Origin of the sequence: Chryseobacterium joostei (assembly GCF_003815775.1) — a bacterium.
Lineage (GTDB): Bacteria > Bacteroidota > Bacteroidia > Flavobacteriales > Weeksellaceae > Chryseobacterium > Chryseobacterium joostei.
Genome location: NZ_CP033926.1, coordinates 4,806,855 through 4,823,443, shown reverse-complemented (window position 1 = coordinate 4,823,443; position 16,589 = coordinate 4,806,855). Strand labels below are relative to the sequence as shown.

14 protein-coding genes are annotated in these 16,589 nt (G+C 35.1%); 3 read left to right on the top strand and 11 right to left on the bottom strand.

The window, feature by feature from the left end; genetic code table 11:
- Positions 1-54 precede the first annotated feature (54 nt).
- The 7 genes from EG359_RS21980 to EG359_RS21950 form a co-directional block, all read right to left on the bottom strand.
- Positions 55-906, bottom strand: a complete 852-nt coding sequence (locus EG359_RS21980) for a diacylglycerol/lipid kinase family protein (protein WP_076354067.1) — start codon at positions 904-906, stop codon at positions 55-57.
- Positions 907-950: 44 nt separating this feature from the next.
- Positions 951-1,775, bottom strand: coding sequence for an RsiV family protein (locus EG359_RS21975; RefSeq protein WP_076354065.1), 825 nt, complete (start codon positions 1,773-1,775; stop codon positions 951-953).
- A gap of 98 nt (positions 1,776-1,873) precedes the next feature.
- A complete protein-coding gene (locus EG359_RS21970) occupies positions 1,874-3,814 on the bottom strand; it encodes a transglutaminase-like domain-containing protein (protein WP_076354063.1) in 1,941 nt (646 codons plus the stop codon).
- Between the two features lie 2 nt (positions 3,815-3,816).
- Positions 3,817-5,709: a DUF3857 domain-containing transglutaminase family protein gene (locus EG359_RS21965; protein ID WP_076354061.1), complete on the bottom strand. Its 1,893-nt coding sequence runs from the start codon at positions 5,707-5,709 to the stop codon at positions 3,817-3,819.
- Between the two features lie 323 nt (positions 5,710-6,032).
- Positions 6,033-6,455, bottom strand: coding sequence for a DUF5684 domain-containing protein (locus EG359_RS21960; RefSeq protein ID WP_076354059.1), 423 nt, complete (start codon positions 6,453-6,455; stop codon positions 6,033-6,035).
- Positions 6,456-6,538: 83 nt separating this feature from the next.
- Positions 6,539-8,473 carry a DNA topoisomerase (ATP-hydrolyzing) subunit B gene (gyrB, locus tag EG359_RS21955; protein WP_076354057.1) on the bottom strand — a complete coding sequence of 645 codons (1,935 nt, stop codon included), beginning with the start codon at positions 8,471-8,473 and terminating at the stop codon, positions 6,539-6,541.
- Positions 8,474-8,644: 171 nt separating this feature from the next.
- Positions 8,645-9,964, bottom strand: coding sequence for a T9SS type A sorting domain-containing protein (locus tag EG359_RS21950; protein ID WP_076354055.1), 1,320 nt, complete (start codon positions 9,962-9,964; stop codon positions 8,645-8,647).
- 145 nt (positions 9,965-10,109) lie between these two features.
- Between EG359_RS21950 and EG359_RS21945 the strand changes: the two genes are divergently transcribed.
- The 3 genes from EG359_RS21945 to EG359_RS21935 are packed head-to-tail and all read left to right on the top strand — an operon-like array spanning position 10,110 to position 12,991.
- Positions 10,110-11,453: a cytochrome ubiquinol oxidase subunit I gene (locus EG359_RS21945; protein ID WP_076354053.1), complete on the top strand. Its 1,344-nt coding sequence runs from the start codon at positions 10,110-10,112 to the stop codon at positions 11,451-11,453.
- Complete coding sequence (locus EG359_RS21940) at positions 11,450-12,454, top strand: cytochrome d ubiquinol oxidase subunit II (protein WP_076354051.1); 1,005 nt, start codon at positions 11,450-11,452, stop codon at positions 12,452-12,454. Before EG359_RS21945 ends, EG359_RS21940 begins: the two co-directional genes overlap by 4 nt.
- A 6-nt stretch (positions 12,455-12,460) precedes the next feature.
- Positions 12,461-12,991, top strand: a complete 531-nt coding sequence (locus tag EG359_RS21935) for a ClbS/DfsB family four-helix bundle protein (protein ID WP_076354049.1) — start codon at positions 12,461-12,463, stop codon at positions 12,989-12,991.
- Positions 12,992-13,041: 50 nt separating this feature from the next.
- Here the strand turns inward: EG359_RS21935 and lysS are convergent, their stop codons facing one another.
- From lysS to EG359_RS21915, 4 genes are all read right to left on the bottom strand, one after another.
- A complete protein-coding gene (gene lysS, locus EG359_RS21930; RefSeq protein WP_076354047.1) occupies positions 13,042-14,739 on the bottom strand; it encodes a lysine--tRNA ligase in 1,698 nt (565 codons plus the stop codon).
- A 206-nt stretch (positions 14,740-14,945) separates the two neighbouring features.
- Positions 14,946-15,872: a 23S rRNA (adenine(1618)-N(6))-methyltransferase RlmF gene (rlmF, locus tag EG359_RS21925; protein ID WP_076354045.1), complete on the bottom strand. Its 927-nt coding sequence runs from the start codon at positions 15,870-15,872 to the stop codon at positions 14,946-14,948.
- Between the two features lie 3 nt (positions 15,873-15,875).
- A complete protein-coding gene (locus tag EG359_RS21920; protein ID WP_076354043.1) occupies positions 15,876-16,247 on the bottom strand; it encodes a c-type cytochrome in 372 nt (123 codons plus the stop codon).
- Positions 16,247-16,465: a hypothetical protein gene (locus EG359_RS21915; protein ID WP_076354041.1), complete on the bottom strand. Its 219-nt coding sequence runs from the start codon at positions 16,463-16,465 to the stop codon at positions 16,247-16,249. Before EG359_RS21915 ends, EG359_RS21920 begins: the two co-directional genes overlap by 1 nt.
- Positions 16,466-16,589 lie beyond the last annotated feature (124 nt).

Sequence of the window (16,589 nt, the reverse complement as noted above, 5' to 3'; positions counted from 1 at the left end):
CAAACACTGCATCCCTGAAACATTCCTAAACTCTAACTTTTACTCCTTGGAGTTTTAAACGAGAATATTCAGACTGGCAGGCTGTACCTTAACGTGAATAGGGGATTCTATTTTATTAAATTCTCCGTCAAGATGCCAATTTTTAGTATTTACCTTGAATGATATTTCTGAAACCGGAAGATAAGTAACGTATTCATCATCCTTTAGCCTTTTGGTAAACATTCTGAAAGCAAACAAAGCGGAATAAGTCAAAGGAAACTTTTTAACAAGAACCATATCTACTAAACCGTCACTTTTACTAGCCTTAGGTGCGATATAGGCATTATTTCCGAACTGGCGGGTATTGGCAATATTCAGCATAAGGTATCTACCGTTGTACTGCTGATGTTCCTTATCAAGGAAAGTCACCTTAATCGGCCTATAGTTAAAGAATGTCTTCAGGGAAACCTTAATATAGTTTTTGAAGCCACGGCTGGTTTTTTCAAACTCCTTCACCACCTTCCCATCGAAGCCTGTTCCTGAAACATTGATGGAAAGCCTGTCATTCACCGTGAATGTGTCAATTTTTCTGGATTGTTTTGCCTTTATTTTCTCTAAAAGCTCATCCAGATTCTTACTGAAACGGGTCTCATTGGAAAATCCATTACCGGAACCTGCCGGAAAAATAGCCAGAATCTTATCTGTAGAGATCAAATTTTTAGCAACGGTAGAAATGGTACCATCCCCCCCAATGGCCACAAAGATATCTATTTCATCAAAATGGGTTTTGATGAATTCATCTGTTCCCGGAATAGATTCGGAGACGTAATACAGAGGGTTACCAACCTTATTTTTAAGTTCTTTCAAAAACGGCTGATAATTCTTTTTGGCCGAAAAAGGATTGATGATAAAAGCTACTTTTTCCATTACCGCAAAAATAGAAAATGCTTCCTGAAACCGGAAGCATTAATTTACTTAATTTTCATTCTTTCTTTAAATTCTGCATTTATTGTGCCATTTAGCTCTTCCCAGGAAATAGGAATGGTAATATCTCCAGCTGCAAAAGCTGCAATTTCATACGGACTATAATGGAAATACAGATTTTTTTCATCAAAATAGAAGTTATCTGATACGGGAATCTTTTCTACCAACAACATTTCTGAATTCTTTACTTCTTCGTTCTCATCCGTTGCTCCACTGTTGATCTTATCGAGATTCTTCATTAGCATTCCTTCAAGCTTGTTTTCAGGCATTGAAGTAATATCCTTTAATTCTAACTTTTTATGATTATTAAGGTCAAAAACTCTTTCTGAAAATCCATACTCATCATGGGCGCCACCTATGTACGCGCTTGTCATATATTGAATATGCATATAGCCATTGGTAATGGATTTGAGGTTCATATATGAACTTGAATACCATTCCTGAGCATAGGTCATATCTGAATACCAATCTTTATTATCATTTTTCATGGTACTGAAATAACTGTTCCTTTTATTTTCAAGATACGCCTGCAGTCCGGCTTTTGAAAAACCCTTTATTTTTTCATTCTGAAAATAGATACTGTCCAAAAGTGCTTTATCTTTTAAGCCAGGAAATACCAATAACTTTGAAGTAAAGGCCAGCTTTAACGAATCGCTAACTTTTGTAGAGTCTTTTATCATAACAGAGTCTACAACAAATTCATTGTTTTTATCTACTATTTTCTCCGTTGATACTGCTGCTGCATCCTTTTTATTGCAGGCGGAAAAAACAAAGAATGAAGAAAGAGCCAGAACGGCAATGCTGTTTTTCATAATCTTAATTTTTGCTATTCAATACAAAAACCATTCAAAAGATGAATGGTTTTTTAGAAAATTATTCTTTTTTACAAAATAAGGTTAAAATCTGCCGGTTATGATTTTTTAACTAAACTGATTACCTGATTTTCCTGTTTTGAGGCTACCCCCCAGATTTGCTTAAATGCAGGGTAATATTCTTTAGGATAATCTGCACTGGAGATTTTTGTAGTGCTGGTAACTTCCAGTTTATTTCCTTTTTGTTCGATTGCGTAGCTGTATTCTATTTCTTTATCTTCAGTAACAATCTTTTTGTTCTTAGGCATTTCTTCAATTACATATCCAGCCGGGATTTCAAGGATTACCTTTTTCACCTTTGTAGTAGGAGATCCAAAATCAATAGGATATTTTCGGGTTTCTGTCTGATCAAACTCATTGGATGTTTTGCTTAAAAACAACATTGGGTTGATGATCATCTTCTTTCCTATTCTATCAATTAAATTTGAAGAAGAGAATTTCATTGTACTTTCAAATTCACCATTTTCTAAAACTTTTGAATCAATTCCTGTGAAATCTATTGAAAAGTTTTCTTTGTACTGCTTTTTATATTTTTCAGCGTTTTCGTCATAGCTATCCTTTACATACATGGCATAAGCTCCAGTATCTTTATCAGAATAAGATCCGGAAATACTCCCATCATCATTGATCTTTGCATCAACAGTCAGGTAGGTATTGCTTGACTTCATGTTGGTCATCTGAATCTGTGAAACATTATCTTTAGCTAATAAAACCCCATACTGGTTCCAATCTTTCAAAGGAAGCTCGTCCATAGAAGACTGCTTAGAAGTAGCGTCATAGATATGAAGCTGTTTATTGATCTCTACAGATGCCAATACCAAATTCGTTTTTGTAAGGTTTGGAGATACCATATTGATTAAGCCATTATCAACAGTAGAAATGATTAACGGATCAGACTTAATTCCTGCTTCACGGAAAAGCATAACAAGGAACAGGTTAATCTCAGCAGCGTTGCCTAATTTGGTTTCCAGAAGTTTTTTTATTCCATTATCAGTATAAATTCCTCTGTCTTTGTTCCATGTAAATGTTTTTTGAACATATGAAAGAATAGCATTGGCTTTTTCAAAATCAGTTTTCATTTCTAAAACTCCTGCCGGCATATTTTCTTTTGCCAATCTTGTCTTTTTCAATTCACCGCCAAAATCTTCATTCTCGTTCAGCCTTTTACTAATCTGATCCCATGAAGATGAGTAAAGCTTAAGTTCTCTAAAATGGGTAGAGTGAAGCTCAGCACTAATTTTTGTTCGGAAGTTTCTGTCGTTTCTTACATGCTTCTCTGTTTTGAAACCTTTTACATTTTCGAAACCAAATCTATAGGTCTTGTACTGGGTCCCATATAATGTTTTGTCTGCAACTTCTCTATATTTAGGGAGTAATTCTCCCGTATAGTTTATATTGTAGGCAATATTGGCTGGAGAATCGAGAACGTATTCTGTATAAAGAGAGGGGGTATCTAATTCTATTAAGACTTCAGGAACTAAATACAGGAATGCAAATGGAGATAGTACTTCATATTGATATTCTAATATGGAGCCATCCTTTACATTAGGAAAGGCAAATTTGTTTACAGTAACATATTTGCTTTCTTTACTTTTATATTTTGAGCTTTTTTCTACTTTTACCGGAACAGCTTTTCCATCTTCAAGATTGTACGTGAACGCCTTAAACTTATTCAGGGTTTCCAAATCGCTTCCACTTTGGCGAAGAGGAACTTCAACGTTCAACCAATCTTCAGCTTTATCCTTGTTGTAAATCTTAACTCTATACACGTATTCTTTATGCAAATCTCCTGTAGATGCATCTATTCTGTAATGAACAGATTTATACAGAATTTCAGCCGGAGCATTTTCATCTAACAATGATTTTGCTTTGGATAAATCTGCATCGGAAAATTTGGGTGGGTTTAAGAACTCATGTTTCTGTGCTTTTACAACAGCCAAATTAGCTGAGCAAATAAGTACTAATACTACTTTTTTCATCTTTATATTTTACTAATTAAAATTTTTGAATTGTCCATGTTTATAGTTTTTTTTCTGAAGCCTACATATTCATTATATTTTTCTTTTGGATAGGTTCCTTTATTGACTTGTATTTTCCTCAATACCTTTAGCTCTTCTCCATTTTTAACAAAGCTTAGTTTATAATACCCAAATTCTGAATTAATGGTAATATCATTAGGAATTTCATCAATCTTATATCCTTTAGGAATAATAAACCCTATTTCATACTCATCTTCAAAAGACTGCCCGATCTCGAAAGGAAGTGCACGGTTCTCTTCTGTTTTATAAATATTGTCCGAGTAAATTGGAACAGCTCTGAATATGAGACTGCTTCCTGCATTTTTACAATAATTATTGGTTTTAAAGTCTAAATCATAAGTAATAACAGCCTTATCCCTATCATTGATAAGGTTCTTCATTTCAACTTTCTCAAAGTTCAAAACATCAAACCGTCTCTTCAATGCCTCACTTTTTTCCTTTGGATTTAGGCTTACAAACCCAAGATTGTAATCATATTGGTTACCGGTATAGGAAAAGCTACCTTCTCCTGTAATTCCGTTGTCTTCACCAATCTTTATCTTAAGTTTCTGCTTTTCTTTGTTTTGTTCAGCGGTATAAGTAGGTGTATTTATGAGTTCTATTCCTGTTTTCTGTACGGAAAGTACATTTCTGTCTGTTGTAGAATACGTCAAATGATTAAATGCAGTCTGCTGTGAGGTATTTTCAAGCCAGATATTTCCTTTTTCAGTTGGTACCATAAGAATAGCATGGTTACCTCCCATCGTTGGAAATTCCGGATCAAAGGATACCTGCGAAGATCCGGAATTGATGACACAATAGTAAGATGGTATTCCCGCTTCATTCAAAAGGGTTTTCATATAATTGGTAAGCCCCTTACAGTCTCCATAGCCTTTTTGATGTACTTCTTCCGGCATCATAGGCAACCATCCACCAATTCCCAGCCCTACATATATATATCTGGTTTTATTCTGCATATACTGATAAATCTTCTTCACTTTATCTTCCACAGACCCCTGAAGCTGCAAAGCCGCCACTTCTGCTTTAATGGAGGGAGTAGATACTGAAGCGGGCTCTACAAGGTTATTGTAATACCATGTTCCAAAATCTTTCCAATTGTTTAAAGTTCCCTGTCTTCCTGCCAGATTGAATTTCGTCAGAGCAAAATTTACACTCGGTAATATTTTAACAGGCTGTGGAATCAAAGGAGCATCATCAATTGCAGGTACATTCTTGTAGGAATATGTTTTATCATTTCCGTTGCCACTTTCTATCACTGAAGTATAGTTGTACTTTGATGGATAAATCTTAGTTCGGAGATCAATGCCTGATGTATTAATGATCTTCATCTGCCCATCTTCCAAAGAGGTATTGGTAGAGTAAAATGGCACAAAATCAGGAATAAAAACGGTATTCTTATTTTCTGACTGATATGAAAAATCAATTGTATAAGGATATTGAACAGGAGTATATGAAAATACCAAAATTCTGTTATCAGAATAAAACACTCCTTGTCTATTGTTTGCAAAGTCACCAAAGTCCGATTTGGAATAGCTTTTTATTTTCTTTCCAAATTCATCATATATGGTCACCTTTATGTCTGAAATACTTCTTGACTTGTCATAAGGAATATAGGCTACAGCCTTATCATCACCATCTTTATTAAGAACAGTGGTCACTGTATTATATTGATATTTTATTTCATCTATTTTATTGATCTGGACAGTGGTGAAATCTTTTCGAATAACAATATTTGCATTTTTCTTTAAATCTTCGGGGATTGAAGATGCAGGATAAGTTTGAGCAAAGTAAATTGAGGCTGTAGATAAAGCCCCTAGAAATAATATTTTCATCATAGTTATTAAAATTACACAAAAATAATAAAATCTTAATAACTGTTAATAATAACTTAAAAAAAAATAAAAATGCATTAAAAATCAAATAATTAAACACAATATAAATGAAATTTCACAACTTAAAACCTTATTTTATATATTATTATTAAAGATGTAAAGAGCTAAATAATCTTCTGACGTAATCAAAAAGTATGGCCGTCTTCAATGATATTATTATTTTATGATGTAAAGTAAAAACATCCAGAATATGAAACACTACTCTAGTAAAACAAAAAAAGACTCCGCGTTTGGAGTCTTCTATATTTTAACCTTTTTAGTTTTTTTTAGTCATTTGGAATATTCTTACTGTTGAAAGTATCACTTCCAAGTCCTAATACCGGAATAAAAATAAATCCTAGGAAAAACAACAGAATTGTGTAAAGAGGAGTTTCTTTTGAAAAACCTTTCGCCAATCTATCATTGATGACCCACGATGCATATAAGTTTACGAAAGGAATACAGAATAAGATGATCCACCAAATTGGTTTCTTTACAATATCCAGCAATACAATGATATTATAAATTGGAACAAAGGCAGCCCAAGCATCTTCCCTGCCGGCTTTTTTGAATATTTTGTACATACAATACCCATAAAATAGGTAGAATATAAGGCTCATGAACATGGTTCCGATCCCTAATCCTGCAGCAGCGGCTCCAGAAACTGCATCTGCCCCACTATAGGGGTCTGTTTGTAAAAGAGTTAACATATTATTATTTTTTATTGGTTATCCCCAAATATAAAAAAAGCTCCTAATATTTAGGAGCTTTTTTTATATATTTTTAAAAATGATTATGCATCAATTTTTGCATACTTTGCATTTTTCTCAATAAATTCTCTTCTTGGCGGAACCTCATCCCCCATCAACATTGAGAAAACACTATCTGCTTCCACAGCATTATCAATAGTTACCTGCTTCAAGATTCTGTGCTCAGGATTAAGGGTTGTTTCCCAAAGCTGCTCAGGGTTCATCTCCCCAAGACCTTTGTAACGTTGTACCTCAACACCTTTTCCATCCGGAGACATTTCTAGTGTAAACTCTTCACGTTCTTTTTCGTTATAAGCATACACTTTTTTGTTTCCTCTCTTTAATAGATATAAAGGCGGCTGAGCAATATAGATATATCCATTCTCAATAAGTTCTTTCATATATCTGAAGAAGAATGTAAGAATCAGGGTAGAAATGTGAGATCCATCAATATCGGCATCGGTCATGATTACAATCTTATGATATCTAAGCTTAGCCATATTCAACGCTTTGCTATCTTCTTCTGTTCCTACAGAAACACCAAGAGCTGTATATATATTTCTGATCTCTTCATTATCATATACCTTATGAAGCATAGATTTCTCTACGTTTAAGATCTTACCTCTCAATGGAAGAATAGCCTGGAAGTGTCTGTCACGTCCCTGCTTAGCCGTTCCACCTGCGGAATCTCCCTCCACAAGGAACAATTCAGATTCTGCCGGGTCTTTAGATGAACAGTCAGATAGCTTTCCTGGAAGACCTGAACCTCCCATAGGAGATTTTCTCTGAACCATCTCACGAGCTTTCTTTGCTGCCTGTCTTGCCTTTGCAGCCAAAACAACTTTCTGAACAATAATCTTAGCTTCGTTAGGATTCTCTTCCAAGAAGTTAGTAAGCATCTCCCCTACAATTTTATCTACAGCACCAGAAACTTCAGAGTTTCCTAATTTCGTTTTGGTCTGCCCTTCAAACTGAGGTTCCATTACTTTTACCGAAATTACAGCTGTTAATCCTTCACGGAAGTCATCTCCTGTAATTTCAACTTTTTCTTTTGCAGGAAGTCCCAATTCATCTGCATATTTCTTTAGAGTTCTTGTTAAAGCTCTTCTGAAACCTGCAAGGTGAGTACCACCCTCATGAGTATTAATGTTATTTACATAAGAGTGAAGATTTTCGTTGAAAGAAGTATTGTAACGCATTGCTACTTCTACGGGAATATCATCTCTTTCACCTTCCATGAAGATTACGTGCTCCATAATAGACTCACGGTTTCCGTCAATGTAGGCAACAAATTCCTTTAATCCTCCCTCAGAGTGAAAAATTTCAGTTCTGAAAGATCCGTCTTCCAGTTTTTCTCTTTCGTCGGTAAGAGTAATTGTAATCCCTTTATTAAGATAAGAAAGTTCTCTTAAACGAGTTGCTAACGTATCATAGTTATAAACTAATTCTGTAAAAATAGTATCATCCGGCTGGAAGAACTGCTTTGTTCCTCTTTTGTCGCTATTACCAATTTCTTCAACTCCTGTTTGAGCTTTACCTTTTGAATATATCTGCTGGTAAACGTTTCCGTCTCTGTAAACAGTAGTGATCATTTCGTTGGAAAGTGCATTTACACACGAAACCCCTACTCCGTGAAGACCTCCCGAAACCTTATAAGAATCTTTATCGAACTTACCTCCGGCCCCAATCTTTGTCATTACAACCTCAAGAGCAGATTTTTGCTCTTTCTCATGGAAATCAACGGGAATACCTCTACCATTATCACTTACCTCAATTCCGTTTCCTTCTTTAATGGCAACAAAGATTGTATCGCAGTACCCTGCCAACGCTTCGTCAATAGAGTTATCTACTACTTCATAAACCAAATGGTGAAGACCTCTTGTTCCTACATCACCAATGTACATTGAAGGACGCATACGAACGTGCTCCATTCCTTCCAATGCCTGAATACTACTAGCTGTATATTGTTTTTGACTCATATTAAATATTAAAATCTTGCTATATGCAAAGACTTACAAATATCGTGATTTTTTTCGAGGTATGAAAGTTAAAAAATGTCAAAAAAATGTAGAGTTAAAAACAAAAAAAGCAGACCGAAGTCTGCTTATATTTTCATAGCAGTCCATCAATAACTGCAATTAGAATCAATCTTATTTTTTAATAAACTTATTCTTGTATATATCACCATTAAGATTTGCTTCTATCATATAAGTTCCTGTTAATAAATGCTTAATATCAATTTCAGACTTATCAGTAGAAAGAACTAAATCCCCTGTTATTGCATAAATATTAACTTTAGTAATTTTATCATTCTTTCCAGTCCCAATTTTAATAAAATCAGTCGCAGGACTAGGATATACCTGAAGAACGTTTGTCTTTGTGACATTGACATCTTTCACACTTAAGGTTTGAATCTTTGAACGATCCTGAGTTCTTAGATACTTATTGGTTCGGGTTGCAAAACCTCCAAATCTATAATGCCTCATTCCCTCTATACATACATATGTATTATCATCCAGTAAAGAGACATCCTTAATACTTCCTTCTCCTGGAAAAACATATATATGAGTTCCATTATTAAATGTATTATCAAGGGCTCCATTACGCTTCAGTCTTACAATCATACTTTTATTATTCGCCGCACTTGCAGAACCTCCAAAAAAAAGAATATTATTGTTTGAATCTGAAATAATACAATTAATGAGTCCAGGAAAGGACACCTGAACGTTCCCTCCATTTCCAAAAGTAGTATCAAGTACTCCTGAAGACGTATATCTTGTTATTCCTGAAGATTCTTCTACATAGAGTTCTCCATTTATCTTATCAAAAATCCAATTAGAGACCTGTAAACTTCCACCATTTCCATACTGAATATCCTGTACTCCATTCAGGTCATATTTTTTTATATAATAAATAGAATTTGACTGACTATTAATCACATAAATACTATTCCCTATCACATAATAATCCTTATTTGCATCAATACTAAATGAATTATCTTTCTGACCATTGGGCAAAAGCTTTATTATTTTGCCATAATTCTCTGCAAACAATGAAGAATTGGGATGAGCATATATTTTACCTACACCATACAAAATTGTTGCTACACCATTCACACCAAATGACAAATCAGGTGCTCCTGACGATTTATCATATTTTCCGATTTTAGTATTTGATCCTAAATATACATATTGGTCATTAATTCCTATTGAAGAAACATTATATACAACTGGGATTACAGGTGCTATTCCATTATTTCCAAAACCAAGAGATACAGTACCATTAGAAGTAAACTTAATAAGATTTGCAACATGTATATAGGAGCTTCCATCCGTGTCTACTTTTCCAGCATAAAATGAATTGTCACTAACATATTCTGTAATAGGGTAGGACAAATCGTGTCCTACATAATATTGGCAATAGCTCATCACTGGTAATGAAAGCAGCCAAAGGAATAATCTTTTTTTCATAATTATTAATTTTGTTCAAAAATAATATTTTTTTAGTAATTAGAAAAATTTAAAGTTATTGTCTATTTTCCATATTTAAACTGTTTTAAATCATACCAGACATCAATAATTTATCCGTAAATTTATTTACTCAAAAGTTGATATTATGGATGATTTTATTGCTGCCCGCGCGCAGATGGCCCTCTCTTTGGGGTTTCATATCATTTTCTCCTGCGTGGGTATGGTGATGCCTTTCTTAATGGCATTCGCCCACTGGAAGTACTTAAAGACCAATAATGAAGTATATAAAGGATTAACAAAGGCTTGGAGCAAAGGGGTTGCTATCTTATTTGCTACAGGAGCTGTTTCCGGAACAATGCTTTCCTTCGAATTGGGGCTTTTATGGCCCGGATTTATGAAACACGCAGGTCCTATATTCGGGATGCCTTTTTCCTTGGAAGGAACTGCATTTTTCATAGAAGCGATTGCCATTGGATTCTTTTTATATGGATGGGATAAATTCAATAAATGGTTTCATTGGTTCTGTGGTTTTCTTGTAGGAGTAAGCGGACTTGCATCCGGAATTTTAGTAGTTGCCGCCAATGCATGGATGAACTCTCCTACCGGTTTTGATTATATCAATGGCCAATACCTTAATATAGATCCTATTAAAGCCATGTTTAATGATGCTTGGTTTCCGCAGGCTCTTCACATGACAGTAGCCGCATTTTGTGCTACAGGATTTGCTGTCGCAGGAGTTCATGCTTTCTTGATTATGCGGAAAAAGAATGTTGAATTTCATACCAAAGCCTTTAGAATTGCAGTAGGCTTTGCCCTTATCGGAGCCTTTGGAGCACCTTTAAGCGGTGATATTGCTGCAAAATCTGTTGCAGAAAGACAACCTATTAAGCTAGCAGCAATGGAAGCCCACTTTGAAACAGAAAAAGGAGCAGCCTTTGTTATTGGTGGAATTCCTGATGAAGAAAAGGAAGAAATAAAGTATGCCGTTAAAATTCCTAAAGTATTAAGCTTCCTTGTGAGCAATGATTTCAATGCTGAAGTAAAGGGGCTTAAAGATTTTCCAAAGGATGAATGGCCACCAATTGCCGTTACTCATTATGCTTTTCAGATTATGATCTTCTTTGGTGTAGTAATGATTTTTATTGGAGCAATCTATTTATATGCTTTCTTCTTCAAAAAAGAATGGCTTACCAAAAACTGGCTTTTAAAAACATTTTTAATTGCAACTCCTTTTGGATATATTGCTCTGGAAGCAGGATGGACAGTTACCGAAGTAGGAAGACAGCCTTGGATTATTTATGGTATCATGAGAACAATAGACGCGGTAACACCAATGCCGGGAATACAGTATTCATTCTATTTCTTCACAGCCATTTTCATTTCATTATCGCTTATTCTTATCTTCCTTTTAAAAAGACAGATACAAATGGTTCCGAAGCTTTATGATCCTACAGACGCACAGTTTAACGATAAAAATAAAAAATCATGATCTATATTGTAATAGGTTTTCTCTGGCTTTCTATCTGTCTTTATGTTATTTTGGGCGGGGCCGACTTTGGGGCTGGTATTGTAGAACTTTTTACTCACAAAAAAGCCCGTCACAAAACAGAAGAAATTATGTATGAATCCATTGCTCCTGTATGGGAGGCCAATCATATGTGGTTAATCATCGCGATTGTTATTCTTTTTGTAGGTTTCCCTGAAATTTATACGACGATGTCTACTTATCTGCATATCCCTTTGGTACTAATGCTCCTTGGTATTATTGCAAGAGGTACAGCCTTTACTTTTAGGCATTATGATGCTGTAAAGGACAACTGGCAGGTGCTGTATACCCAAATATTTTACTACGCTAGTCTTTTAACTCCTTTTTTTCTAGGGTTAATAGCTGCTGCGACTGTTTCACAATCCATTAATCCTGATGCTACGACTTTTCTGGATCTGTATATTTTTAGCTGGCTGAATTGGTTCGGAGTTTCTGTAGGTTTATTTACTGTAGCCCTTTGTGCTTATCTTGCCTCTATTTTTTCGTTAAGAGAAACTCGTGATAAAGCTGATTTGCTTTTAATGATCAGAAAATCTAAGCAAACCATGATCTTCGTAGTTATTACCGGACTTCTTGTATTTTTAACAGCATATATTTCAGATATTCCTCTTTTAAAGTGGATCTTCTCAAAACCTTTGGGTATTATGTCTATTGCTTTTGCTACAGTTGCCTTATTGCTTATTCTTCGAGCGATGAACAAACAGAAATTACTTCCTGTACGTGCGCTTGCCGGTTTTCAAATTGTAATGATCCTTGTAGCAGCAACCTACCAGCATAATCCTGATATTATTTTATTAGGAAACGGGCAGCATCTTTCACTTTTAGAACATATGGCTCCTCCAAAAACAATTTCTGCCTTGGGATGGGCATTGATGCTAGGTTCATTGTTTATTCTTCCGTTTTTATTTTATTTAATGGCTTCATTCAGTAAATTGAGAAAATAAAACAGCATGCAAAGCTATAAGGATAAGACTGAACTTATTGAAGAGTTAAAGAAAAGATATCTTCTGTATGATCAGGAATTTGACGACATCAAGGAAGATGAAAAGGATGTGATAAAGTCAGGAGTTGACAAAACACCATCGCAAAATATATCCTATCAGATTGGTTGGACACGTTTGCTGCTTCAATGGGAATCTGATGAAAAGAAAGGAATTGAAGTAAAAACACCCACTTCTGAATACAAATGGAATAATTTAAAAGGGTTGTACGAGTCTTTTTATCAGCAATATGGCACTTATAGCCTGCATGAGCAAAGAGAAATACTCCGGAATCAGGTCAATGAAATTATAGAATGGATTGAAAAGCTTGATGATAAAACCTTATTTGTTCCTGAACAGAGAAAATGGGCAACAACACCTGCAAAATGGCCGGTTTGGAAGTGGATACATATCAATACTGTTGCTCCGTTTAAAAACTTCAGAACTCAGTTAAGAAAATGGAAAAAGATAGTCAAGACTAATAAAAAACAAATTATATAAAATAAAAAAACCTCCAAATTTGGAGGTTTTTTTATTTTATATAAACTTGATTATGCCAGTTTCATCAAAAGATTTTCATCAATTTTTTCCACTTTCACAAGATTATTTTTTGTTAAGGTCTTGGAAGCTTTATCCCATTTTTTACCAGATAGCTGGCTTCTTTCTTTTACTTCAGCTAAAGACATTGCTTCTTCCTGAGAATTAAGGATTTCAAGGATTACTTTTTCATCCTCTCCTAACTCAATTTGAGGAACCGCTTTTTCAGGTCTCATCTGAGGGAAGAATAATACTTCCTGAATGGATGCATTGTTCGTTAAGAACATGATCAGTCTATCCATACCAATCCCTAATCCTGACGTTGGAGGCATACCATATTCCAATGCTCTTAAGAAGTCTTGATCAATAAACATTGCTTCATCATCACCTCTTTCAGATAAAGCCATCTGTGCTTCAAAACGCTCTCTCTGATCAATTGGGTCATTAAGCTCTGAATAAGCATTTGCGATTTCTTTTCCGCATACCATTAATTCAAAACGTTCTGTTAAACCTTCCTTGCTTCTATGCTTTTTAGTTAATGGAGACATTTCGATCGGATAATCTGTAATGAACGTTGGCTGAATGAAGTTTCCTTCACATTTCTCACCAAAGATTTCATCAATTAATTTTCCTTTACCCATTGTTTCATTCACCTCAATTCCGATAGACTTAGCGAAATCGTATAATTCTTTCTCCGTTTTTCCTGTAATATCAAAACCTGTGAATTTCAGGATCGCTTCCGTCATGGAAACTCTTGGGTATGGAGCTTTGAAATCTACATTATGCTCTCCAAATGTAGCTGTTGTAGTTCCGTTTACCTGAATAGCACAGAATTCCAATAACTTCTCAGTGAAATCCATCATCCAGTTGTAATCTTTATAAGCTACATAGATTTCCATTGCCGTAAATTCCGGGTTGTGGGTTCTGTCCATCCCTTCATTTCTGAAGTTTTTAGAGAACTCATATACCCCATCAAAACCACCTACGATCAATCTCTTAAGATATAATTCGTTTGCAATTCTTAAATATAATGGAATATCCAATGCATTGTGGTGCGTGATAAACGGTTTTGCTGCTGCTCCTCCAGGAATTGATTGTAGAATAGGTGTTTCTACTTCAAAATATCCTGCATCATTAAAGAAAGTTCTCATGGCATTGAACAATTTTGTTCTCTTCACAAAAATTTCTTTTACCTGTGGATTTACCGTTAAATCTACATAACGTTGTCTGTATCTTAATTCAGGATCCGTAAACCCATCATGTACAACACCGTTTTCATCTGTTTTAGCTTGAGGAAGCGGACGTAAAGCCTTAGTAAGAAGTGTAAAGTTCTTTACTAAAACGGTCTTCTCTCCTACCTGAGTGGTAAATAATTCCCCTTCAATACCGATAATATCCCCGATATCCAAAAGGTGCTTATATACTTCATTATATAAGGTTTTATCTTCTCCTGTACAGATTTCGTCTCTGTTGAAATATACCTGAATTTTACCTGTAGAATCCTGCAACTCAGCAAAAGAAGCTTTTCCCTGAATTCTGCGGGACATTAATCTACCAGCGATCTTCACCTGTTTATTTTCAGAAAAGTCCTGTTTTATAGATTCTGTAGTATCTGTAATCGTATACTCATCCGCAGGGAACGCATTAATCCCCATTTCAGTAAGCTTATTCAGCTTTTCTCTTCTAATGATTTCTTGTTCTGATAATTGCATTTCTTATTTTTCTAAAAGCGTACAAATTTAGGCATTTTTGCGTTGACCGTCAATGAGTTTTTTCAGAAATTTTTAAATGCGAATCGTGAATTGCGAATTTCCTTCACAACGAATTGAGTATTATTACCTTTTATTGAGTATTGATTTCTATAGAAAAATGAACCAAAAGTTTCATTGGTAATCAAATGGAATTAACAATTATCCACTCAAAACCATCCTCTCCTGTCCTGCTGAGGAATAAATGTCCAGGCGAGCATTCTGCTTATTTTTTGTCCCTGAGCCATGTCAATAGTCTTGAAATCTACTGCTTTCACCTTTTTCAAAAGAGAATTCAACTTAGGTAGATTATCTTTTTTGGAAACCAAGCACGTAAACCAAAGAACCTTGGATGAATACAATGCACTCTCATTAATCATCTTGGTGATAAAAGCCAGTTCACCACCCTCGCACCATAATTCTGACTGCTTTCCGCCAAAATTAAGCAACGGCTGCTTGGTTTTTATTTTCTTGAGATTTTTTGTTTTTCGGATATTTCCTTTCATTGCAGCCTCTTCAGAATCATGAAAAGGAGGATTACACATAGAAAATGTAAACCGGTCTTCCCCCTCTATAATATTTTTAAATATACAATCAGAATCTGGTTGATGTTTTAATAGAATATCGGATGAAAGATCTAAATTTTGATCTAAAATATTCTGGGCATTCTTCAGTGAGTCCTTATTGATGTCTGTACCCAGCATTTTCCAGCCATAGGATTTATGGGCAATCAAAGGATAAACAAGATTGGCTCCTACTCCTATGTCCAGTCCTTTCACAGAAGCTCCTGTTGGAATTTCTTTTTGTTGCTCCGCTAGCAGATCGGCAATATAATGTACATAATCTGCCCTTCCCGGAATGGGAGGACATAAATTGGTATCAGGAATATCCCAATCCTTAACATTATAAAAGTGTAAAAGTAAAGCTTTGTTAAGAAGTTTAACCGCCTTAGAAATACTGAAATTAATGGTTCTTTTCTTATAAGTATTCTCGAAGACGTAGTGTTTCAGTTCTGGCACACAAGAAATAAGCTGATCAAAATCATAGGGATTACGATGCAGATTTCTTGTGTGCAGACTGGATTTTTCGGTGGACATGTTTTATTTCTTCTGACTTAAAATATATTCCACCATTTTTTTGGCATCTTCCTTAGATACCTGTGGATGGGCCGCCATAGGGACTCCTCCCCAAACACCACTTCCGCCATCTATAATTTTAGAAGCAAGCAGATCTATATCCTTTTCAGAATATTTAGCCGCTATTTCCTTATAAGATGGTCCTATCATTCTATCATTAACAGAGTGGCATCCCGAACAGTCCAATGTCTCCATGATTTGATCACCGGAAAGATTAGATTGTGCTGGTGCTGACACTGGAGCAGCATCAGATGATGCAACTTCTGTTGTATTTTCTTTTTTAGAACAGGAAATGATCATAAGACCTAAAGTTCCTGCCAAAAGCAATTTTTTCATTATTTTTTCGCTGTAGAATCTGTTTTAGCAGCTTCAGGTGCAGGTGCAGCCGGAGTTGCAGCAGCTGGAGCAGCAGTTTTAGCAGTAGAATCTACAACGGTAGTTGCTTCTGGCTCTTCAAGCATTGTGTTGCTATCCTGTAAAGAGTGATCTACTTTTTTTGAGCAGCTTGCTAATAATAAACCTCCAATAAATGCGATTGCTAATACTTTTTTCATTTTTTTCTAATTTGAAAGCAAAAATATAAAAAATAAAGTTTTAAACTTATGACAAATGTTTTCTTTGAAAAATATTTTTAGCACCTGAAGATTTATATTAAACAAATATAATTCAAACATTAGG